Below are 22,058 nucleotides of genomic sequence, written 5' to 3'. Positions count from 1 at the left end.
TGACCCGCACCCCAAAACACCTGACGTCACGTCAGAACGTGCGTGAAGACATCGCCCGTGACGCCCACAGCGCACATCACTCGAACTTGCAGGTCAGGAGCCCTTTGCGGCAGGCTCAAGGATGGCGACGCACTCCACGTGATGCGTCATCGGAAACAGATCGAACGCCCGAAGCATCCGCACCCGGTACCCGCCCTCGCGGAAGTACGCGATGTCGCGGGCCAGCGCGGCGGGGTCGCAGGCGACGTAGGCGATGCGGCGGGCGCCCAGTGAGGCGAGGTGGGCTACTGTGCCGCGGCCGGCGCCCGCGCGCGGGGGGTCGAGGACGATGAGGTCGACCTCGGTGATGCCGGTGCGGGGCAGGACGGAATCGACCTTGCCCTGTTCGATGCGGACGCGGGGGAAGTCGGCGAGGTTGTGGCGGGCGTCCTCGACCGCGCGCTTGCCGGACTCGATGCCGAGGACCGCGCCGGCCTCGCCGAGGCGGTCGGCGAGGGCGCCCGCGAAGAGGCCGACACCGCAGTAGAGGTCGAGGGCCATCTCGCCCTTGCGGGGCAGCAGGCCCTGCATGACCGCCGTGACCAGCGTGTCCGCGGCCTTGGGGTGGACCTGCCAGAAGCCGCCGCCTCCGACGCGGTGGGTACGGCCGTCCGCGCGTTCGCGGACGAAGGGGCGGCCGTGGACGCGGTGGACGCCGCCGGACCTCTCGTCGACCCGGAGGACCGAGACGGGCTTGTCGAGTTCGACCAGCGGGAGGCGGGCGCCGGGACGCGGGGTGAGGACCACCTGGCGGTCCTGGGAGCCGGTCGCCGCGATCGCCTCGACCACGTCCATGCCGGTCCAGTCGCGCTTCTCGATGCCCAGCTCGCTGACGCCCGCCGCGGCGATCATGCAGTGGTCGATCCGCTCGACCTCGTGCGAGCGGTGGCGCCGCAGACCGGCATGGCCGTCGGGGGCTACGGCGTACTGCACACGGGTCCGCCACTGCGGCACCTCGCCCGCCGGCAGCTTGTCGCCCTCGGCGGGGACCACGGTGCCGTCCCAGCCGGCCTCCTCCGGCGTGAGGCCGGCCAGCCGCTGGAGCTGTTCGGCGATCACCTCGCCCTTGAGGCGGCGCTGGGCGCCCGGCTTGGCGTGCTGCCAGTCGCAGCCGCCGCAGCGGCCGGGGCCGGCGTACGGGCAGGGGGCGTCGATGCGGTCCTTGGAGGCCTCGATGACCTCGACGGCGTCCGCGCGAAGGAAGCGGGCGCCCTCCTCGCCCTCCGTCACCCGGGCCAGGACGCGCTCGCCGGGCAGCGCGTGCCGGACGAACAGGACCTGGCCCTCGGCGGTGCGGGCGATGCAGTGACCGCCGTGGGCGACGGGGCCGATCTCGACCTCGTACTCCTCCCCCACCAGCGACTTCTTCGGTTCTGCCTGCATGGTGGGGTGACTCCAGATCGGGGAGGGACGGGGCGGCCCGCGGCGGGGGCCTGACAACAGCCCACCAGTCTACGTGCCGCCGTCCGGTCCCCGGCGCGCGCGTCAGTCCCTCGCGCTGGGCTGCTTCTCCGTGTGCGCCCGCTGCTCGGCCGGACCGCGGCGCACCGCACCCGGCGCGTTCCAGTCCTGCCGCCTGCGGGCCCGGAGCTTCGCCGCCTCGGAGGACTGCAACTGGTACGGCACCGAGGTCACCATGATGCCCGGCGTGAACAGCAGGCGGCCCTTGAGGCGCAGCGCGCTCTGGTTGTGCAGCAGGTGCTCGTACCAGTGGCCGACCACGTACTCGGGGATGATCACCGAGACCGCGTCGCGCGGCGACTCCTTCCGCAGGCCCTTGACGTACTCGATGATCGGGCGGGTGATCTCGCGGTAGGGCGAGTCCAGCACCTTCAGCGGTACCTCGATGCCGCGCCGCTCCCACTCCTCGCGCAGCGCCTTCGTCTCCGCCGGGTCGACGTTGACGGTGAGCGCCTCCAGGGTGTCCGAGCGCATCAGCTTGGCGTAGGCCAGGGCGCGCAGGGTGGGGCGGTGGATCTTGGAGATCAGCACGATCGAGCGCACCCGGGACGGCCGTACGCTGTCGTCGCTCGGGCTCTCGGGGGCCGCGATCTCCTCGGCGACCCGGTCGTAGTGCTTACGGATCGCGGTCATCGTCGCGTAGAAGATGCACATGCCGAGGAGCGCCACCCAGGCGCCGTGCGTGAACTTCGTGACGAGGACGACGACCAGCACCAGGCCCGTGAAGAAGGCACCGAAGGCGTTGATCGCGCGGGAGCGCACCATGTGGCGGCGCTTGTTCGGGTCCTGCTCGGTGGCCAGGTGGCGGTTCCAGTGCCGGACCATGCCGGTCTGACTGAGCGTGAAGGACACGAACACGCCGACGATGTACAGCTGGATCAGGCGGGTGGAGTCGGCGCCGTAGATGACGACGAGCAGGGCCGCCGCGCCGGCCAGCAGCACGATTCCGTTGGAGAAGGCCAGGCGGTCGCCGCGGGTGTGCAGCTGGCGCGGGAGGTAGCGGTCCTGGGCGAGGATCGAGCCGAGGAGCGGGAAGCCGTTGTACGCCGTGTTCGCGGCCAGGAACAGCACCAGGGCGGTGGCGGCGGCGAGCACGATGAACAGGAAGCTGCCCTTGCCGAACACCGCCTCGGCGACCTGGGAGATCACCGGGTTCTGGACGTAGCCGGTGCCGAGGGCGACGCCGTTGTGGATCAGGTCGGTGGCCGGGTTCTCGGCCATGCGGACCTTGGTCGCCATGGCCAGGGCGATGATGCCGCAGAACATGGTGACCGCCAGCAGGCCCATCATCGCCAGCGTGGTCGCCGCGTTCTTCGACTTGGGCTTGCGGAAGGCCGGTACGCCGTTGGAGATCGCCTCGACGCCGGTGAGCGCGGCACAGCCGGAGGAGAAGGCGCGCAGCAGCAGGAAGACCAGGGCGAAGCCCGCCAGGCCCTGGTGTTCGGCCTTGATGTGGTAGTCGGCGGTGGGGGCGCGCATGCTGTCGCCGAGGACCAGACCGCGGAAGGCGCCCCACGCGATCATGATGAAGACGCCGCCGACGAAGACGTACGTCGGGATCGCGAAGAGCTTGCCGGACTCCTTCACGCCGCGCAGGTTCATCAGGGTCAGCAGCACGATCACGGCGGTCGCGCAGAACACCTTGTGCTCGACGACGAAGGGGACCGCGGAGCCGAGGTTCTCGATGCCGGAGGCGATGGAGACGGCGACGGTGAGGACGTAGTCGACGAGCAGCGCGCTGGCGACGGTGAGCCCGGCCTTGGGACCGAGGTTGGTGGTGGCCACCTCGTAGTCACCGCCGCCGCTGGGGTAGGCGTGCACGTTCTGCCGGTAGGAGGCGACCACGGTGAACATCAGCACGACGACCGCGACCGCGATCCAGGGGCTGAAGTGGTACGCCGACACGCCCGCGATGGACAGGACCAGCAGCACCTCGCCGGGGGCGTACGCCACGGAGGACAGCGGGTCGGAGGCGAAGACGGGGAGTGCGATGCGCTTCGGCAGGAGCGTTTCGCCCAGCCGGTCACTGCGCAGTGCGCGCCCGATCAGGATCCGTTTGGGCACGTCGGTCAGTTTGGACACGAGAGAGGATCGTAAGCCTTCGAACTGGCTGCCGCCCACCCGCCGTCTCGTTTATTCCCGACGAGTGAACTCGCAGACGCTTGGAACTGCGGATTCCGTGGTCCGGTTGCCCACCGTGCCTGGATGGCAAACCCCGCACGTAGCCGCCCCTCGGAGGTTCAATGCCCGCGACCGCAGAGCTGATCGGCGCCGTGACCGCCCTCGTCGGCCTCGGAATCCTGACGCTGTGGAGCGTGCGCAGCATCACGCGCCGGCGAGCGGACGCTTGGCCGTTCCTTGGGCCAAATCTTGGGGTGTCTTTGCCGAGCGGCCGGCTGTCGGTGCCTGCGGCTACCGTGGATTCGGGCACTCGAGAGCCGCGATCGGTACCCACGGGGGATCATCGGCGGGTTTCCCCGGCATGATGTTGCCCGGCGGATCCGGCACGGGTCCCCCACCCGTTGCCCGGCGAGCCCGAGAGAAGGATATGAGCACGACGTTCACGCAAGTCAGCGGCCTAGCGAGGAGTGCGGAGTAGAACCGTGCACATCGTCATCATGGGCTGCGGGAGAGTGGGCTCCGCTCTTGCCCAGACCCTGGAGCAACAGGGCCATACGGTCGCCGTGATCGACCAGGACCCCACCGCCTTCCGCCGGCTCGGCCCGGGGTTCGGCGGACGCCGGGTCACCGGGGTCGGATTCGACCAGGACACCCTGCGCGAGGCGGGCATCGAGGAGGCCGGCGCCTTCGCCGCGGTCTCCAGCGGTGACAACTCGAACATCATCTCCGCGCGGGTGGCCCGCGAGATGTTCGGCGTGGAGAACGTGGCGGCCCGCATCTACGACCCCCGCCGCGCGGAGGTCTACCAGCGTCTGGGCATCCCCACCGTGGCCACGGTCCGCTGGACCGCCGACCAGATGCTGCGCCGCCTGCTGCCCTCGGGCGCGGAGCCGCTGTGGCGCGACCCCACGGGTGGGGTGCAGCTCGCCGAGGTGCACGCCTCGCCGAAGTGGGTCGGGCACAAGATCAGCAAGATGCAGGAGGAGACGGGCGTCCGCGTGGCGTTCCTGACCCGCCTGGGCGAGGCGATCCTGCCCACCTCGCAGACGGTGCTCCAGGAAGGCGACCTGGTGCACGTCATGATGCGGTCGGACGACGTCGAGAAGGTCGAGGCGACGTTCGCCGAGGGCCCGGAAGAGGAGGGCGGTCACTGATGAGGGTCGCCATTGCCGGTGCCGGTGCGGTCGGCCGCTCGATCGCGGGCGAGCTGCTGGAGAACGGCCACGAGGTCCTGCTGATCGACAAGGCCCCGACCGCCATCTCGGTGGAGCGGGTCCCGCAGGCGGAGTGGCTGCTCGCCGACGCGTGTGAGATCACCTCCCTGGACGAGGCGGCGCTCCAGCGCTGCAACGTCGTCATCGCCGCGACCGGCGACGACAAGGTCAACCTGGTCGTGTCGCTGCTCGCGAAGACGGAGTACGGCGTTCCGCGCGTCGTGGCCCGGGTGAACAACCCCAAGAACGAGTGGCTGTTCAACGAGTCCTGGGGTGTCGACGTCGCCGTCTCCACCCCGCGCCTGATGTCCGCCCTGGTCGAGGAGGCGGTGAGCGTCGGCGACCTGGTCCGGCTGCTCCGCTTCAGCCACGGCGACGCCAACCTCGTCGAGCTCACCCTGCCCGAGGAGTCGGCCCTGGCCGGCACCCAGGTCGGCGACGTCGAGTGGCCGCAGGACACCTCCCTGGTCACCATCATCCGCGGCAACCGCGTCCTCACCCCCTCCAAGGAGGACTCCCTGGAGCCGGGCGACGAGCTGCTGTTCGTGGCCGCGCAGGCCCGGGAGGAGCAGCTGGAGGACCTGCTGTCGGTGCGGCGGGAGGACGGCTGACGGTCTCCCGACCGATACGAGGACGGGGGCGCCCACAGATCTGTGGGCGCCCCCGTCCTCGTACGGAAGCCGTGCGCGGCTCGGTGCGCCGCCGGACAGGCCCTAGGCCTCGCGCCGGTGCCGGCCCGCGCTCGGCGCCTCGCCGTGGTCCGCGCTCGTCGCGGCCTGCCGCTCCTTCTCGGCCCTCTCCTCGGCCTCCATCTCCGCGAACACGTCGATCGGCGCGGGCGCCTTCGCGAGGAAGACCCAGGTGAGCCAGACGGCCAGCAGGAAGGGCGGGATCTTCAGGGTCACCAGCACCCAGCCGAGCTGCGCCGTGTTGGCCCACCAGTACAGCGGGAAGAGGATCGCGCACTTGGCGAGCAGGATCAGGCCCCAGGCCCAGCTGGCCTTGGCGTAGGCCGTCTTGCGCCCGGGATTGCGGGTCCGCCAGGAGAGGTTCTCCTTGAAGACCGGGCCGAGGATCAGGCCGATCAGGGGGACTCCGGCGAGGGTCGTGATGATGTACGCCAGGGCGAGGCCCAGCGTGTACAGCATGCCGGGGAGGTAGAAGTCCTTGGCGTTGCCCGTGAACATCGCGAAGACGACACCGAAGGCGACGCCGAACACACCGCTGAAGGCGTGCTTGACGGTGTCCTTCATCGCCAGCCGGACCACGACCAGGACCAGGGACACGGCCAGCGCCGCGATCGCCGACCAGTGCAGGTCCTTGTTGATCGTGAAGATGGTGACGAAGAGGAGGCCGGGCAGGACGGTCTCGACCATGCCCCGGACACCGCCGAACGCCTCGAACAGCGCGGCCTCGGTCACCGCCCGCGCGTCGTCCGTCCGAGCCTCGTCCGTCTGTGTGTCTTCGGTCGGCTTGTCGAGTGACGTCACCGGCTACTCCCGTCCGAGGGGTCGCAGTTCGTACTTGGGGTTGAACAGCACCCGGCGGCCCCGGCTCATCGAGATCCGGCCCGATGCGATGAGCCTGCGCCCCGGTTCTATGCCCACGATGGAGCGCCTGCCGAGCCACACCACGTCCAGCGCGGCGGAGCCGTCGAACAGTTCGGCCTCCAGGGCCGGAACACCGGCGCGCGGCCGCAGGGTGACCGTGCGCAAGGTACCAGTTACGGTGACGATCTGCCGGTCCTGGCAGTCACCGATCCGGGTACAGCCCGCGGTGTCGGCGTCCTCCCTGAGCTCCTCCGACTCCAGGTCCTCCTGAGACGAGGAAAGCCGGTCGAGCATGCGCCGGAACCGGCCGGCCGGCTTTTCGGAACGAGGAACAGCACTCATGCCTGAAAGCGTACCGGGGCCCGCTGACGGCCACGTAATCCCCGGCCGCGCCTCACTTCTCGAACCGGTAGCCCATCCCCGGCTCCGTGATGAAGTGCTTCGGGTGGGAGGGGTCGGCCTCGAGTTTTCTGCGGAGCTGGGCCATGTAGACGCGCAGGTAGTTCGTCTCCGTCCCGTACGACGGCCCCCACACCTCCTGGAGCAGCTGCTTCTGGCCGACCAGCCGGCCGGTGTTGCGGACCAGCACCTCCAGCAGGTGCCACTCGGTGGGCGTCAGGCGGACGTCCCTGCCGCCCCGGTTGACCTTCTTCGCGGTCAGGTCGACGGTGAACTGCTCGGTCTCCACCGTGGTCACGTCGTCCTCGCCGGAGCCGACCGGCTCGGCCCGGCGGACGGCGGCCCGCAGCCGGGCGAGCAGCTCGTCCATGCCGAACGGCTTGGTGACGTAGTCGTCGGCGCCCGCGTCCAGCGCCTCGACCTTCTCGTCGGAGGAGTGCCGGGCGGACAGCACCAGGATCGGCACCCGGGTCCAGCCGCGCAGCCCCCTGATGACCTCGACGCCGTCCATGTCGGGCAGACCCAGGTCCAGGACGACCACGTCGGGGTGGCGGGAGGCGGCGAGGTCGAGCGCGGTCCTGCCGTCCGGGGCGGCGTCCACCTCGTACTTGCGCGCCTTGAGGTTGATCACGAGCGCGCGCGTGATCTGCGGCTCGTCGTCGACCACCAGGACACGGGTCATGAAATCTGCCTTTCACGGTCTGCGGTGCCGTCCGCCGCGGGGAGGAGCCCGGGACGCGCTCCTGCCGCGCGGAGGCTGAGGACCATCGTGAGGCCGCCACCGGGCGTGTCCTCGGCGTTCAGGGTGCCGCCCACGGCCTCGGCGAAGCCGCGCGCGACCGCGAGGCCGAGGCCGACGCCGGCGCCGCGCGGGGCGTCCCCGTACCGCTGGAAGGGCTCGAAGATGCGGTCCTTGGCCTCGTCGGGGACACCGGGTCCGCGGTCCACCACCCGTACTTCCACCCGGTCGGCGATGGCACTGGCGGCGACCAGGACGGGCCGCTCCGGGGGGCTGTACTTGACGGCGTTCTCCACCAGGTTCGCCACCGCCCGCTCCAGCAGCCCGGGGTCGACGGCGACCATGGGCAGGGTCTCGGGGACGTCCAGCTCGGCACTGCCCTCGGGGACGCCGCCCAGCGCCATCGGGACCACCTCGTCGAGGTCGATCTCGCGGATGAGCGGGGTGACCGTGCCGGTCTGGAGGCGGGACATGTCGAGCAGGTTGCCCACCAGATGGTCGAGCCGGTCGGCGCCGTCCTCGATGCCCTCCAGCAGCTCCGCCCGGTCCTCCTCCGACCACGCCACGTCGTCCGACCGCAGCGAGGACACCGCCGCCTTGATACCGGCCAGCGGGGTACGCAGGTCGTGGCTGACGGCGGCCAGCAGCGCGGTGCGGATGCGGTTGCCCTCGGCCAGTTCCTTGGCCTGGTCGGCCTCCTCCTTCAGGCGCCTGCGGTCCAGGACGACGGCGGCCTGCGCGGCGAAGGCGGCCAGCACCCGGCGGTCCTCGGCGGGCAGCACCCGGCCGGTCAGCGCGAGCGCCATGTGGTCCCCGACCGGCACGTCGACGTCCGCCTCGTCGGGCCGCGCCACGGGCCGCCCGACGCCCACCCGGCCCGCACACGTCCACGGGTCGACGTCGCCGGCCCGTTCCAGCAGGGCCGCCGACTCCATCCCGAAGGTCTCCCGGACCCGCTCCAGCAGCTCCTCCAGGCCGGTCTCGCCGCGCAGCACGTTGCCCGCGAGGAAGGAGAGGATCTCCGACTCGGCGCGCAGCCGCGCCGCCTGATGGGTGCGCCGGGCCGCGAGGTCCACCACGGAGGCCACCGAGACGCCGACGGACACGAAGATCACGATGGCGACGATGTTCTTCGGGTCGGCGATCGTCCAGCGGTGCAGGGGTGGTGTGTAGAAGTAGTTCAGCAGCAGCGAGCCCACCGCCGCCGAGGCCAGGGCCGGGAAGAGGCCGCCGAGCAGGGCCGCGGCCACCGTCACCGTCAGGAACAGCAGCATGTCGTTGGCGAGGCCCAGGTCGACGTTGTTGAGCAGCACCGCCAGGACCGCCGGGCCGATCACGCCGACCAGCCAGCCCCACACCAGCCGCGAGCGGCCGAGGCGGGCGCCGCGGGCCACGGGCAGCCCGCGCCCCCTGGCGACCTCGTCGTGGGTGACGATGTGCACGTCCAGATCGGGGCGGGAGTCCCGGGCGACCGTGGCGCCGACGCCGGGTCCGAAGACGTACTGCCAGGTCTTGCGCCGGGAGGAGCCCAGCACGATCTGGGTGGCGTTGACCCCGCGCGCGAAGTCCAGCAGGGCGGCGGGGATGTCGTCGCCGACGACCTGGTGGAAGGTGCCGCCGAGGTCCTCGACGAGGGTGCGCTGGACGGCGAGCTCCTTGGGCGAGGCGGAGGTGAGCCCGTCGCTGCGGGAGATGTAGACGGCGAGCACCTCGCCGCCGGCACCCTTCTCGGCCAGCCGTACGGCGCGCCGGATCAGCGTCCGGCCCTCCGGGCCGCCGGTCAGGCCCACCACGATCCGCTCCCGCGAGCCCCATATCGCCGAGACCCGGTGCTCGCTGCGGTACTGCTTCAGGTACTCGTCGACCCGGTCGGCCACCCACAGCAGCGCCAGCTCGCGCAGGGCGGTCAGGTTCCCCGGCCGGAAGTAGTTGGAGAGTGCGGCGTCCACCTTGTCGGGCGTGTAGATGTTGCCGTGTGCCATGCGCCGGCGCAGCGCCTCCGGGGACATGTCGACCAGCTCGATCTGGGCCGCCCGCCGTACCACCTCGTCCGGTACGGTCTCCTGCTGCCGTACGCCCGTTATGGACTCCACGACGTCGCCGAGCGACTCCAGGTGCTGGATGTTGACCGTCGAGACCACGTCGATCCCGGCGGCGAGCAGTTCCTCGACGTCCTGCCAGCGCTTGGCGTTGCGGGAACCGGGGACGTTCGTGTGGGCGAGCTCGTCGACCAGGGCGACGGCGGGGGCCCTTCGCAGGACGGCGTCCACGTCCATCTCGGTGAAGCGGCCGTCCCGGTACTCCAGCTCCCTGCGCGGCACCCGTTCGAGCCCGTGCAGCATCACCTCGGTGCGCGGCCGGTCGTGGTGCTCGACGAAGCCCACCACGCAGTCGGTGCCCCGCTCGATCCGGCGGTGCGCCTCGGACAGCATGGCGTACGTCTTGCCCACGCCCGGCGCCGCACCGAGATAGATCCGAAGCTTGCCCCGTGCCATGGCCCCATTGTCTTCCGGTGACTACCGCCTACGCAGCGTCGACCCTACGGCCATCGATGCCGGCGAACGGGAGGAGAACGGATACGGGGGGCATCTTTGACGCAACCCTGATGGGTGAACCGACGCTTCCGCCGTGCCCGGCGCACCGGGACGCGCGAGGGGCCGCACCCCGAACCGGGATGCGGCCCCTCGCAGGTGTGTACGGCGACGCCCAGGGCGTGTTCCGCGAATCATGCCGCGGACGCGGGGCACGGCCTGCCCCTTTCCCGCTGATCCGCCGGACAGGCCCTAGCGGACCTCGGTGATCTCCGGCCCGCGCTGCAACTGCCCCATGCCGCCGGAGAAGCGGGAGCCGCCCTCGTCCTGCTGGAGGCCCTCGGGCACCATCTGGGCGTCGTTCGGCAGCTCCAGGACGATCGGGTCGCGAGGCGCCATCGGGCCCTCGCCGCGCACCACGACCGTGTCCCGGAAGATCTGCTCGAGCAGCCCGGCCGCCTGCGGCTGCACCGCGCCCTGCCCCGAGATCACGCCGCGCAGGAACCAGCGGGGCCCGTCCACGCCGACGAACCGGACGACCTGGAAACCGCCCGTGCCGTCCGGCAGCTGCACCGGCACCTGGGCCCGCAGCTCCCAGCCGAGCGGCCCCTCGACCTCGTCGACGATGCCACCCTGCTGGGTGATACCGGTCCCGATCTCCTCGCGCACCTCGCCCCAGATGCCCTCGCGCTTGGGCGCGGCGAAGGCCTGGAGCTGGATGGCGCTGTCGCGCAGTACGACGGTCGCCGCGACGATCGCGTCGCCCGCGACCTCGACCCTGAGCTCCATGCCGTCTACGCCGGGCACGAACAGACCGCCCAGGTCCACCCGGCCCTCGGCCGGGTCGCGCACCTCGGAGCTGTCCCAGGGCCCGTCGGGCCGCGGCTCCGGCTCGAGCCGGACGCGCTCGCGCCCGGCCTCCTCATCCTCGTCCGCCTCGGTGTCGACGCTGTCGACGACCTGCTCGGCCTCGCCGGCCGCGTCCTCGGCGGCACCCTTCTTCTTGCGACGTCCGAACACGTCACTGTCCTTCCCGGTCGGATACGACCGAAGCGTATCGATACCCACCCGTCCGGCCGCCCTCGGCGGCCCGACCGCTTGTGCCGCTCACGTCGCCCACCGCGGCATGACCGCCGGTGGACCCGAAGCCCCCCTCGGCCCGCGCCGAGTCGGGAAGCTCCGCCACCTCCTGGAAGCGGACCCTCTCGACCTGCTGGACGACCAGTTGGGCGATCCGGTCGAAGCGCTCGAACCGCACACTCTCGCGCGGGTCGAGATTCACCACGATCACCTTGATCTCCCCACGGTACCCGGCATCAACCGTCCCCGGGGCATTCACGAGGGCGACACCGCAGCGGGCGGCGAGTCCGGATCGCGGGTGCACGAAGGCCGCGTACCCCTCCGGGAGGGCGATGGACACTCCCGTGGGCAGAACGGCGCGCTCGCCGGGCGCCAGTTCGCAGGCCTCGGTGGTGCGCAGATCGGCTCCCGCGTCACCGGGGTGCGCGTACGCCGGGAGCGGTACGTCGGGGTCGACGCGGCGGATCAGTACGTGGACGGGGTCACGGCCGGCCAGGGGCTCGGGGCTCACGGGTTCACCTCGAAGGCGCGGGCGCGCCGGATCCGGTCGGGGTCGTCCATGGCGGCCCGGATCTCCTCGGGGCGGCCGTTGTCGACGAAGTGCTGGACCTCGACCTCGATGAAGAGCGCGTCCGCGCGGACGGCGACGAGGCCGTCGGGGCCGTCGATCCGGCCGGTGGCGGTGGAGTAGATCTTCCGCCCGGCGACGGCGGTCACCTCGGCCTCCAGATGGAGGGTGGTCCCCACGGGCACGGGCCGTACGAAGTCCGTCTCCAGCCGTCCGGTCACGGCGATGGTCCGCAGCAGCCAGTTCAGCGAGCCGAGGGTCTCGTCGAGGGCGGTGGCGAGCACCCCGCCGTGCGCGAGGCCGGGGGCGCCCTGGTGGGCGGGCTGCACGGTGAACTCGGCGGTCAGGGACACGCCCTCGCCCGCGCGGGCCGCCAGACGCAGCCCGTGCGGCTGCTCGCCGCCGCAGCCGAAGCACTGGCCGTAATGGGCGCCGAGGAGCTCACCGGGTGCGGGAGCATCGGGGTGCCGAACGGGTTTCACGGCGTCGGCCGGGGGCTGAAGAACTGCGGAACCACCACTCACAGCCGCAGACCTTACCCGCGCGTCGGGGGTGCCCGTTCACCGTGCCAAGCTTGGCTCCATGCAGCTCTCCGCCACCCCGTACGACGAACGCCTCACCGCCCCCCGCTCCTGGTGGCTGATCAGCTTCCTGGTGGGGGTCGCCTTCGCCCTGGTCCTGCTGCCCTTCGGCCCCCTGCCGCTGCTCGGCGGCCTGGTCGGCGGCACGGCGGCGGCGGCCGTCGTCGCGAGCTCCTACGGCTCGGTCCGGATCCGTGTGGTGGGTGACTCCCTGATCGCGGGCGAGGCGAAGATCCCGGTGACGGCGCTGGGCGACGCGGAGTTCCTGGACGCGGAGGAGGCCCGGGCCTGGCGCACGTACAAGGCCGACACCCGCGCCTTCCTCCTGCTGCGCGCCTACATCCCGACGGCCCTGCGCGTCGAGGTCACCGATCCGGCGGACCCGACGCCGTACCTGTACCTGTCGACCCGGGATCCGAAGGGGCTCGCGGCCGCGATCGCGGCGGCGCGGGAGGCCGTGGCGTAGGGCGCCCGGTCAGACCCGTTCAGAACCGGTCAGTCCCGGTCAGTCATCGAGCTCCTTGGCGATGTCCCCGATCGCCAGCGGCTCCTCGGGGGCCTCGAGCGGGGGCAGTGCGGTCAGCTCGTCCCACGGCACCTGGATCTTGCGCAGGTCGGCCCGGATCCGTGCCGCCAGTCTCTTGGTGTCGCGGCGGTTCATGACCGCCCCGACGGCGGCGCCGACCATGAAGGGCATCAGGTTGGGCAGGTCGCGCACCGTCCGCTTCATGACCTGCTGGCGCAGCTGGCGCTTCATCGGGCCCCCGAGGGCGGTGTTGATCGTCGACGGCTTCATCACGTCGATGCCGCGCTCCTCCGACCAGGAGGACAGATACGCGGTACTGCGGCCCTTGAGACTGCCCGGCGGCCGTACGCCGTAGACCTCGTGGAGCTCGGCGATGAGCTTGAGCTCGATCGCCGCGACCCCGGTGATCTCCGCGGCCAGCTCGGTGGGCATCGCGGGCGGCACCGGCAGCATCGCCGCCGCACCGATCCCGGCCCCGACCGTGGAGGTCGCGGTCGCGGCGCCCGCCACCAGCTTGTCGGCGAGCTGCTCGGGCCCGAGGCCCGGGAACTGCCGGCGCAAGGCCGCGAGGTCCCGTACGGGGATTCGCGGGGCGATCTCGATGATCCGGTCGGTGACATAGGCAAGCCCCGCCCTGGCGCGGCTGCCGCCCTTACGGGTGCCTTCCCGGGCCCTTTCCCGGGCTTTCTCCCGGATCGCCGCGGCCCGCCGCAGGGCGACGGCCGCGGTTCGCCGTGCGGACGCCGGGAGGTCACTCCGGTCGGCCACCGGTTCGAGCGAGGCTCCCGTTCCGGGCGAGCCCCGCTCGTCGTCACGCGCGTCGTGCGGGCCGTCGGACGGCCCCTGGTCCGCTTCCGGCAGGCGGAAACGGCGCTTCCGAGGTGGGGTCGAGCCAGTCACGGCCGACCCGTCCTCAGTCGCAGTCGCGGCAGATCGGCTGACCGTTCTTCTCGCGGGCCAGCTGGCTGCGGTGATGCACCAGGAAGCAACTCATGCACGTGAACTCGTCCTGCTGCTTGGGCAGGACCCGGACGGCCAGCTCCTCATTGGAGAGGTCTGCCCCGGGCAGTTCCAGGCCTTCGGCGGCCTCGAACTCGTCGACGTCCACGGCCGACGCGGACTTGTCGTTGCGCCGGGCCTTCAGCTCTTCGAGGCTGTCCGAATCAACGTCGTCGTCGGTCTTGCGTGGGGTGTCGTAGTCGGTTGCCATGTCGCTCTCCCCCTCTGGGTGTCTGCGGTGTCTCCAGCGCACGTAACGCGTGAGAGGCCGGACTTGTGCCCGACCTGAGGCGGAGATTTTGCCTCACATCAAGGTCTGTTACTCAATCGACACCCAACCGGACCCCTCAAGAGTGATCGGCTGGGATGGCGATGGGGACCGTACACGGTCCGGGTGCCGCACCTCAAAGGCATCTCACCGTGTACTTCCCGTGATCAGGACCCCCGAAAACCCGGATTTTCCCGGCTTTCCACCTGGGTTCTTGATCACGGAGAGTAGATGGCCGGAATGTTGCCCATGTGATCGATCACACACGGTGATGTGCGCAGGGCTGCCGGAAAATTCCGCGCAAAGCGAACATCCCCGTGAGTGTCACGGTCCGGTCAGATCGGCAGCGTGACTCGCATCACGAGACCACCGCCTTCCCTCGGCGTCGCGGAGATGTGGCCGCCGTGCGCGCGGGCCACGGACCGCGCGATCGACAGGCCGAGGCCCACACCCTTGTCGCTGCCCGTGCGCTCCGTACGCAGCCGCCTGAAGGGCTCGAAGAGGTTGTCGATCTCGTACGCGGGCACGACCGGCCCGGTGTTCGAGACGACCAGCACCGCCTGCCCGTGCTGCACCTCCGTGACGACCTCGACCCAGCCGTCCTCGGCCGTGTTGTACCGCACGGCGTTCTGCACCAGATTCAGCGCGATCCGCTCCAGCAGGACGCCGTTGCCCTGGACGACGGCCGGTTTGCACTCGCCCCGGATCCCGACACCCTTGGCCTCGGCCTCGGCGTGCACCTGGTCTATGGCCTGCGAGGCGACCTCGGCCAGGTCCACGGGCTTGCGCTCGACGATCTGGTTGTCGCTGCGGGCGAGCAGCAGCAGGCCCTCCACGAGCTGCTCGCTGCGCTCGTTGGTGGCCAGCAGCGTCTTGCCCAGCTGTTGCAGCTCCATGGGCGCGCCCGGGTCCGAGAGGTGCACCTCCAGGAGCGTGCGGTTGATCGCCAGGGGCGTGCGCAACTCGTGCGAGGCGTTGCCGACGAAGCGCTGTTGCGCCGTGAAGGCCCGCTGGAGCCGCTCCAGCATGTCGTCGAAGGTGTCCGCGAGCTCCTTGAGCTCGTCGTCCGGGCCGTCCAGCTCGATCCGGCGGGACAGGTCCGAGCCGGCCACCGCGCGCGCGGTGCGGGTGATCCGGCCGAGCGGCGACAGCACGCGGCCTGCCATGGCGTAGCCGAACGCGAAGGCGATCACGGCGAGGCCCAGCAGGGCCAGCAGCGAGCGGCTGAGCAGGTTGTCCAGGGCGGCCTGGCGCGAGTGGTCGATGCACTCGCTGACCGCCGAGTTGAACTGGGTGAGCGTCAGGCCGGAGGCGTTGTTGACCGCGGGGCAGTCGGGGCTGGTGACCTTGATCTCGTTGCTGGCGCTCACGATCTTGAAGGGCGGCTGGTTGCCCGTGCTGATGGCCTGCGCCGCCAGCAGGTAGATGATCGACAGCAGCAGGATGCCGGCGATCAGGAACATGCCGCCGTACAGCAGCGTCAGCCTTATCCGGATGGTGGGGCGCAGCCAGGGGAACGGCGGCTCCGGCCTTCTGGGGTCCCAGGTGGGCTTCGGGGGCGTCTGCGTGGGCGCGGGCGTGGTGGCCACGGCCATCAGATCCGGTAGCCGGAGCCGGGCACGGTGACGATGACGGGCGGCTCGCCCAGCTTGCGGCGCAGCGTCATCACGGTCACCCGGACCACGTTGGTGAACGGATCGGTGTTCTCGTCCCAGGCCTTCTCCAGCAGCTGTTCGGCGGAGACGACGGCACCCTCGCTGCGCATCAGCACCTCCAGGACGGCGAACTCCTTCGGCGCGAGCTGGACCTCCTTGCCGTCGCGGAAGACCTCGCGGCGATTGGGATCCAGCTTGATGCCGGCGCGCTCCAGGACCGGCGGCAGGGGCACGCTGGTGCGCCGGCCGAGGGCACGCACGCGCGCGATGAGCTCGCTGAACGCGAACGGCTTGGGCAGGTAGTCGTCGGCGCCGATCTCCAGGCCCTCGACCCGGTCGCTGACGTCGCCGGACGCGGTGAGCATCAGCACGCGCGTGGGCATGCCGAGCTCGACGATCTTGCGGCAGACGTCGTCGCCGTGCACCAGCGGGAGGTCGCGGTCGAGGACGACCACGTCGTAGTCGTTGACGCCGATGCGTTCCAGGGCGGCCGCACCGTCGTACACGACGTCGACGGCCATGGCCTCCCGGCGCAGTCCGGTGGCCACCGCATCGGCGAGCAGCTGCTCGTCCTCGACGACGAGTACGCGCACGTCGCTGTCCTTCCTGTGTCCACCCGCGTAGCGCGCCTGAGCGCGCCCGGGCAGGGGTCTTGACGGGATTGTCGTGACCTCCATCCTGCCCTTTTCCGCCATAAGTCGGCTGTAAGACAGCGGTGGCCCCGGTGGATCACGCGCTCCGGACGGGAATGCGAGATTTTCTCCTCCGGTTGAGGTTTCCGCGGAAGGGAGCGGGGGGAGGACGGCTTTACACCCCGCGATCACGCTCTGCATGTGCCGCAGCACCATGTGGTACTCCGCGATCCGCTTATCAGCAGAGTGGGCGTGGGTGTCCGGCACCGTCGCCGCCCAGCCCGGGCAGCGCTGGGCACCTACAGGAGACGTGATCGCCCCTTCCCGAACGGCACACCCCCGTGCCACCGACCCACGACCCAGGACGAGGGGGCGCAGCATGGACGCTTTCACCGCAGGACTTCTGCAGCGCATAAGGACGACCGAGTCCGACCTGACGCGGGCTCGCGACGAGGGCGACGACTTCCTCGTCGAGGTGGAAATGGCAGAGCTCGACGATCTGCGCCGCCTCGCCGCCGAACACGGTGTGGAGGTCGGCGCGCCCAGCGTCTGATCGGCCTGTGACACCCGTGCGGCCTCGTACGAGCCGTGCGACAGCAGGGCCCCGGCGAATCCAGCGCCGGGGCCCTGCTGCGTCTGGCGGTCCCTTCGACGGTCAGTCGTGCCAGGCCCCGAAGTCCTCCAGCAGCCGCTGGAGGGGCTCGAAGACCCCCGGGGTGCCCGCGACGGTCAGGTCGCGTGACGGGCGCTCTCCGGGCCGTCCACCGGTCAGCGCGCCCGCCTCCCGGGCGATCAGGTCACCCGCGGCGACGTCCCAGGCGTTGAGCCCGCGCTCGTAGTACCCGTCCAGCCGGCCGCAGGCCAGGTCGCACAGGTCCACCGCCGCCGAGCCGCCCCGCCGGATGTCGCGCAGCCGCGGGATCAGCCTCGCGGCCACCTCGGCCTGGTGGGCGCGGACCTCGGAGACGTAGTTGAAGCCGGTGGAGACCAGCGCCTGGTCCAGGGGCGGCGCGGGCCGGCAGGCCAGCCGGCGCTCGCCGTCCCAGGCGCCGGTGGCCCAGGCCCCGCCGCCGCGTACCGAGTGGTACGTCTCGCCGCGCATCGGGGCGGCCACGACGCCGACCACGGTCTCGCCGTCCTGTTCGGCCGCGATGGACACCGACCAGGTGGGCAGCCCGTACAGGTAGTTCACCGTGCCGTCGAGCGGGTCGATCACCCAGCGGATGCCGCTCGTGCCCTCGGTGGCGGCCCCCTCCTCGCCCAGGAAGCCGTCGTCGGGGCGCTGGGCCGAGATCAGGTCGGTGATCAGCTTCTCCGCCGCGATGTCCATCTCGGTGACGACGTCGATCGGGCTCGACTTCGTCGCGGCGACCGCGAGGTCGGCGGGGCGGCCGTCCCGCAGCAGCTCCGCCGCCCGGCGGGCGGCGTCCTGGGCGAGCCCCAGCAGGTCCGTGTGCAGGCTGTCGGTCACGGGGCTCCTCATGCGTAGGGGCTGTCGGCGCCCGCGGCGGCCGGGCGGGGAGCGCGGGCCGGGCAGCAGCCGGCCGGGCAGACGTCGTGGCTCGCCCCGAGGGCGCCAAGGGCGCAGGGCGCGATCTCCTGGCCGCGCTCGGCGGCGGCGCGCTCCACGATCAGGTCGCGGACCGCGGCGGCGAACCGCGGGTCGGCGCCGACGGTGGCGGAGCGGCGCACCGGCAGGCCCAGTTCCTCGGCCTTGGCCGTGGCCTCCGTGTCGAGGTCGTAGCGGACCTCCATGTGGTCGGAGACGAAGCCGATGGGCGCCATGACGACCGCCGGCACCCCCGACCCGTGCAGCTCCTCGAGGTGGTCGCAGATGTCCGGCTCCAGCCAGGGGATCTGCGGGGCGCCGGAACGGGACTGGTAGACGAGCCGCCAGGGGTGGTCGACGCCGGTGCGCTCGCGGACCGCGTCGGCGATCAGCTGGGCCACGTCCAGATGCTGCTCGACGTACGCGCCGCCCTCCCCGTGGACCGCGACGGGTCCTGAGGTGTCGGCGGCGGCGGTCGGGATGGAGTGGGTGGTGAAGGCGAGGTGGGCGCCGGCCCGGACGTCCTCGGGGAGGTCGGCGAGGGAGGCGAGCACCCCGTCGATCATGGGCTGGAGGAAGCCCGGGTGGTTGAAGTAGTGGCGCAGCTTGTCGATCCTCGGCGGCTCCAGTCCCTCGGCCTCCAGAGCGGCCAGCGAGTCGGCGAGGTTCTCGCGGTACTGGCGGCAGCCCGAGTACGAGGCGTAGGCGCTGGTGGCGAGCACCAGGATGCGGCGGCGGCCGTCCGCGACCATCTCGCGCAGGGTGTCCGTCAGGTACGGGGCCCAGTTGCGGTTGCCCCAGTAGACCGGCAGGTCCAGGCCGTGCTCGGCGAAATCCTTGCGCAGGGCGTCCAGCAGGGCGCGGTTCTGGCCGTTGATGGGGCTGACCCCGCCGAACAGGAAGTAGTGCTGCCCGACTTCCTTGAGGCGTTCCTTGGGGATACCGCGCCCGCGGGTCACGTTCTCCAGGAAGGGCACCACGTCGTCCGGGCCCTCCGGGCCGCCGAACGAGAGCAGGAGCAGGGCGTCGTAGGGGGTGGCATCGAGCACGTCTGGCATGGCTCGATCCTGCCACCCGGCACTGACGGCCCGGAAACAGTGGAGTGAAGAGTCGGGTTCCGGCCGGTTTTCGGCCGGTTTCACCTCTCGCATTTCCGGGTGCATTAGGGTCACCTAACTCGTAAGCTCTATCAGCCGCATACGCGCCTTACGCCCGAAGACCGGAGCCCCCCGTGCCCAGCCCCTACCGCGCCCTGTTCGCCGCCCCCGGCAGCAAGCGCTTCTCCGCCGCGGGCTTCCTCGGCCGGATGCCGCTGTCGATGATGGGCATCGGCGTGGTCACGATGGTCTCGCAGCTCACCGGGCGCTACGGGCTCGCGGGTGCGCTGTCCGCCACCATGGCGCTGTCCGCCGCCGCGATCGGGCCGCAGATATCCCGGCTGGTGGACCGGTACGGCCAGCGCAGGGTGCTGCGTCCGGCGACGCTGGGAGCGCTCGCCGCCGTGACCGGGCTGCTGCTGGCGGCGCACCTGGAGTGGCCGGACTGGGTGCTGTTCGTCTGCGCGGCCGGCATCGGCTGTGTGCCGAGCCTGGGCGCGATGGTCCGGGCCCGCTGGGCCGCGCTGTACCGGGGCACTCCCCAGCTGCACACGGCGTACTCGTTCGAGTCCGTGATGGACGAGGTCTGCTTCATCTTCGGGCCGATCATCTCCATCGGCCTGTCCACGGCATGGTTCCCCGAGGCCGGCCCGCTGCTGGCCGGCTGCTTCCTGGCGGCCGGGGTCTTCTGGCTGACCGCCCAGCGCGCCACCGAGCCCGAGCCGCACCCGCGTGCGCACCAGGGCGGCGGCAGCGCCCTGCGCTCCCCGGGCCTGCAGGTGCTGGTGGCCACCTTCGTCGCCTCGGGAGCGATCTTCGGGGCGGTCGACGTGGTCACCGTCGCCTTCGCCGACGAGCGCGGCCACAAGGCCGCGGCCAGCGTGGTCCTGGCGCTGTACGCGGCGGGTTCCTGCACGGCCGGACTGGTGTTCGGGCTGCTGCGCCTGGCGGGGTCGCCGGAACGCAGGTGGCTGCTGGGCATATGCACGATGGCCGTGAGTATGATCCCCCTCCTACTGGTCGGAAACTTGTCGCTTCTGGCCGTGGCGCTGTTCGTTGCGGGCCTGTCCATCGCACCGACGATGATCACGACGATGTCCCTCATCGAAGAGCACGTACCTCGCGCGCACCTCACCGAGGGGATGACCTGGGTGAGCACCGGCCTGGCGGTCGGGGTCGCGCTCGGCTCCTCCGTGGCCGGCTGGGTGATCGACGCAGCCGGCGCGCACGCCGGGTACGGGGTTCCGGCCGTGTCCGGAGCCGTCGCGGTCGCGGTCGGTTTCCTCGGGTACCGCCGGCTCAACAGGCCGGCTCCGGGTCGGGGAGGCACCCTTGAGCACCACAGCGAGCGGGAAGAACGGCACGTGGCGTAACTGGGGAGGCAACGTCGTCGCCCGTCCCGCGCGGGAGGTGACTCCCGCCTCGGTGGAGGAACTCGCCGCGGCGGTGCGCCGGGCCGCCGAGGACGGTCTGAAGGTGAAGGCCGTCGGTACCGGGCACTCCTTCACCGCCATCGCGGCCACCGACGGTGTGCTGATCCGCCCTCAGCTCCTGACCGGTATCCGCAGCATCGACCGCGAGGCCATGACGGTCACCGTCGAGGCGGGCACCCCGCTCAGGAGACTCAACGTCGCCCTGGCCCGCGAGGGCCTGTCGCTGACCAACATGGGCGACATCATGGAGCAGACGGTCTCCGGCGCCACCAGCACCGGCACGCACGGCACCGGCCGGGAATCGGCCTCCATAGCCGCCCAGATCAAGGGCCTTGAGCTGGTCACGGCGGACGGCTCGGTGCTCACCTGCTCCGAGAAGGGGACCGAGGAGGAACGCGCGCTCTTCGCGGCCGCCCGCATCGGCCTGGGCGCCCTGGGCATCGTCACCGCGATCACCTTCGCCGTGGAGCCGATCTTCCTGCTCACGGCCCGCGAGGAACCGATGCCCTTCGACCGGGTGTTGGCCGAGTTCGACCAACACTGGGCGGAGAACGAACACTTCGAGTTCTACTGGTTCCCGCACACCGGGAGCACCAACACCAAGCGCAACAACCGCAGCGCCGGACCGGAGAAGCCGATCGGGCAGCTGTCCGGCTGGTTCGAGGACGAGCTCCTCTCCAACGGCGCCTTCCAGGTGGCCAACTGGGTCGGCCGCGCGGTGCCCGCGACCATCCCGGCCGTCGCCCGGATATCCAGCCGGGCGCTGTCCGCACGGACGTACACGGACATCCCCTACAAGGTCTATACCTCGCCCCGCCGCGTGCGGTTCGTGGAGATGGAGTACGCCGTCCCGCGCGCGGCCCTCGTGGACACGCTTCGGGAACTCAAGGCGATGGTCGACCGTTCGAAGCTCAGGATCAGCTTCCCGGTCGAGGTGCGCACCGCCCCGGCCGACGACATCACCCTGTCCACCGCCTCGGGACGGGACAGTGCCTATGTCGCCGTCCATATGTTCAAGGGCACCCCCTATCAGGCGTACTTCACCGCCGCCGAGCGCATCTTCACGGCGCACGAGGGACGGCCACACTGGGGCAAGGTGCACACACGGGACGCCGCGTACTTCGCCGAGGTCTACCCCCGCTTCGGCGAGTTCACCGCCCTGCGGGACCGGCTGGACCCGGACCGGCGGTTCCAGAACGACTACCTGCGGCGGGTACTGGGGGCGTAGTCACGGCGAAACCACTGCCTCCGCTTCCGGGGATCGTGTGAAGCATGCCACGCTCATGATCGCGAAAACCGCTTGCGGACGGCGGACTCCTGCCCCTTGCCAGAAGTTGGGCGGCGCGCCCATCCACGCACATGGTCCAAATGGAGTACTGTTGCGAGCCCTGGGACCGGTCTCCCGCCAGGGTGTCCGGGGCCTCGAAGGACCGCCGGGAGGGGGCTAGTTGCACAGGGTGACGGAGTTGGTCACTTAGCGTTGCGAATAGGTAACCGTGCCATAACGGCGTTCCCGGGCCCGTGCCCGACACGCCGGGCAACTCGGCAAGGTTGTGGCAGGCTGCACCCGGGCAGGCCACACTCGACTAGCGGAAGCAGCGACGCACGTGACGTCG

21 protein-coding genes are annotated in these 22,058 nt (G+C 71.1%); 6 read left to right on the top strand and 15 right to left on the bottom strand.

Annotation, left to right across the window (positions count from 1 at the left end; all coding sequences use genetic code 11):
- Positions 1-93: 93 nt before the first annotated feature.
- Entirely contained in the window at positions 94-1,422 is a 1,329-nt protein-coding gene (locus ABZ915_RS12045; protein ID WP_361799882.1) for a TRAM domain-containing protein, read from the bottom strand.
- Between the two features lie 102 nt (positions 1,423-1,524).
- Positions 1,525-3,582 carry an APC family permease gene (locus tag ABZ915_RS12040; RefSeq protein WP_361799879.1) on the bottom strand — a complete coding sequence of 686 codons (2,058 nt, stop codon included), beginning with the start codon at positions 3,580-3,582 and terminating at the stop codon, positions 1,525-1,527.
- 521 nt (positions 3,583-4,103) lie between these two features.
- Here ABZ915_RS12040 and ABZ915_RS12035 point away from each other — a divergent pair.
- Positions 4,104-4,775, top strand: a complete 672-nt coding sequence (locus ABZ915_RS12035; protein ID WP_361799876.1) for a TrkA family potassium uptake protein — start codon at positions 4,104-4,106, stop codon at positions 4,773-4,775.
- Positions 4,775-5,446: a TrkA family potassium uptake protein gene (locus ABZ915_RS12030; protein ID WP_361439548.1), complete on the top strand. Its 672-nt coding sequence runs from the start codon at positions 4,775-4,777 to the stop codon at positions 5,444-5,446. Before ABZ915_RS12035 ends, ABZ915_RS12030 begins: the two co-directional genes overlap by 1 nt.
- Before the next feature lie 102 nt (positions 5,447-5,548).
- Here the strand turns inward: ABZ915_RS12030 and ABZ915_RS12025 are convergent, their stop codons facing one another.
- The 7 genes from ABZ915_RS12025 to ABZ915_RS11995 all read right to left on the bottom strand — a co-directional run bounded on the left by ABZ915_RS12025 (position 5,549) and on the right by ABZ915_RS11995 (position 12,226).
- Positions 5,549-6,325 (bottom strand): DUF3159 domain-containing protein, encoded by a 777-nt coding sequence (locus ABZ915_RS12025; RefSeq protein ID WP_361799874.1) that lies wholly within the window; start codon positions 6,323-6,325, stop codon positions 5,549-5,551.
- A gap of 3 nt (positions 6,326-6,328) precedes the next feature.
- Entirely contained in the window at positions 6,329-6,727 is a 399-nt protein-coding gene (locus ABZ915_RS12020; RefSeq protein WP_361799872.1) for an OB-fold nucleic acid binding domain-containing protein, read from the bottom strand.
- 52 nt (positions 6,728-6,779) lie between these two features.
- Positions 6,780-7,466 (bottom strand): response regulator, encoded by a 687-nt coding sequence (locus ABZ915_RS12015; RefSeq protein WP_361799869.1) that lies wholly within the window; start codon positions 7,464-7,466, stop codon positions 6,780-6,782.
- Positions 7,463-10,018 (bottom strand): sensor histidine kinase KdpD, encoded by a 2,556-nt coding sequence (locus tag ABZ915_RS12010; protein WP_361799866.1) that lies wholly within the window; start codon positions 10,016-10,018, stop codon positions 7,463-7,465. Before ABZ915_RS12010 ends, ABZ915_RS12015 begins: the two co-directional genes overlap by 4 nt.
- A 288-nt stretch (positions 10,019-10,306) precedes the next feature.
- Entirely contained in the window at positions 10,307-11,074 is a 768-nt protein-coding gene (locus tag ABZ915_RS12005) for a DUF3710 domain-containing protein (protein ID WP_361799863.1), read from the bottom strand.
- A gap of 1 nt (position 11,075) precedes the next feature.
- Positions 11,076-11,645: a dUTP diphosphatase gene (gene dut, locus ABZ915_RS12000; RefSeq protein ID WP_361799860.1), complete on the bottom strand. Its 570-nt coding sequence runs from the start codon at positions 11,643-11,645 to the stop codon at positions 11,076-11,078.
- Positions 11,642-12,226, bottom strand: a complete 585-nt coding sequence (locus ABZ915_RS11995) for a PaaI family thioesterase (RefSeq protein ID WP_361799857.1) — start codon at positions 12,224-12,226, stop codon at positions 11,642-11,644. Before ABZ915_RS11995 ends, dut begins: the two co-directional genes overlap by 4 nt.
- Before the next feature lie 58 nt (positions 12,227-12,284).
- Here ABZ915_RS11995 and ABZ915_RS11990 point away from each other — a divergent pair, with 58 nt between their 5' ends.
- A complete protein-coding gene (locus tag ABZ915_RS11990; RefSeq protein ID WP_361799854.1) occupies positions 12,285-12,749 on the top strand; it encodes a DUF3093 domain-containing protein in 465 nt (154 codons plus the stop codon).
- Positions 12,750-12,788: 39 nt separating this feature from the next.
- Here ABZ915_RS11990 and ABZ915_RS11985 read toward each other — a convergent pair whose 3' ends face one another.
- The 4 genes from ABZ915_RS11985 to ABZ915_RS11970 form a co-directional block, all read right to left on the bottom strand.
- Positions 12,789-13,709, bottom strand: coding sequence for a hypothetical protein (locus ABZ915_RS11985; protein WP_361799851.1), 921 nt, complete (start codon positions 13,707-13,709; stop codon positions 12,789-12,791).
- A 13-nt stretch (positions 13,710-13,722) separates the two neighbouring features.
- Positions 13,723-14,019, bottom strand: a complete 297-nt coding sequence (locus tag ABZ915_RS11980) for a DUF4193 domain-containing protein (protein ID WP_003993510.1) — start codon at positions 14,017-14,019, stop codon at positions 13,723-13,725.
- A 392-nt stretch (positions 14,020-14,411) separates the two neighbouring features.
- On the bottom strand, positions 14,412-15,665 hold the full coding sequence (locus ABZ915_RS11975) for a HAMP domain-containing sensor histidine kinase (RefSeq protein WP_361799848.1): 1,254 nt from the start codon (positions 15,663-15,665) through the stop codon (positions 14,412-14,414).
- A gap of 5 nt (positions 15,666-15,670) precedes the next feature.
- A complete protein-coding gene (locus ABZ915_RS11970; RefSeq protein WP_003993508.1) occupies positions 15,671-16,324 on the bottom strand; it encodes a response regulator transcription factor in 654 nt (217 codons plus the stop codon).
- A 418-nt stretch (positions 16,325-16,742) separates the two neighbouring features.
- Here ABZ915_RS11970 and ABZ915_RS11965 point away from each other — a divergent pair, with 418 nt between their 5' ends.
- Entirely contained in the window at positions 16,743-16,916 is a 174-nt protein-coding gene (locus ABZ915_RS11965) for a hypothetical protein (RefSeq protein ID WP_361799845.1), read from the top strand.
- A gap of 102 nt (positions 16,917-17,018) precedes the next feature.
- On the opposite strand, the gene ABZ915_RS11960 is transcribed toward ABZ915_RS11965, so the two are convergent.
- Together ABZ915_RS11960 and ABZ915_RS11955 are read right to left on the bottom strand one after the other, a co-directional pair.
- Complete coding sequence (locus ABZ915_RS11960; protein WP_361799842.1) at positions 17,019-17,834, bottom strand: inositol monophosphatase family protein; 816 nt, start codon at positions 17,832-17,834, stop codon at positions 17,019-17,021.
- Between the two features lie 8 nt (positions 17,835-17,842).
- Positions 17,843-18,970, bottom strand: a complete 1,128-nt coding sequence (locus ABZ915_RS11955; RefSeq protein WP_361799839.1) for a ferrochelatase — start codon at positions 18,968-18,970, stop codon at positions 17,843-17,845.
- A 173-nt stretch (positions 18,971-19,143) separates the two neighbouring features.
- Here ABZ915_RS11955 and ABZ915_RS11950 point away from each other — a divergent pair, with 173 nt between their 5' ends.
- Entirely contained in the window at positions 19,144-20,382 is a 1,239-nt protein-coding gene (locus tag ABZ915_RS11950; protein ID WP_361799836.1) for an MFS transporter, read from the top strand.
- A complete protein-coding gene (locus ABZ915_RS11945) occupies positions 20,342-21,670 on the top strand; it encodes a D-arabinono-1,4-lactone oxidase (protein WP_361799833.1) in 1,329 nt (442 codons plus the stop codon). Before ABZ915_RS11950 ends, ABZ915_RS11945 begins: the two co-directional genes overlap by 41 nt.
- Positions 21,671-22,058: the final 388 nt, after the last annotated feature.

It is taken from the genome of Streptomyces sp. NPDC046915, assembly GCF_040644935.1.
Classification (GTDB): Bacteria; Actinomycetota; Actinomycetes; order Streptomycetales; family Streptomycetaceae; genus Streptomyces.
Note: the sequence above shows the minus strand (reverse complement) of the source record. Positions and strands in the feature narration are given on the sequence as shown.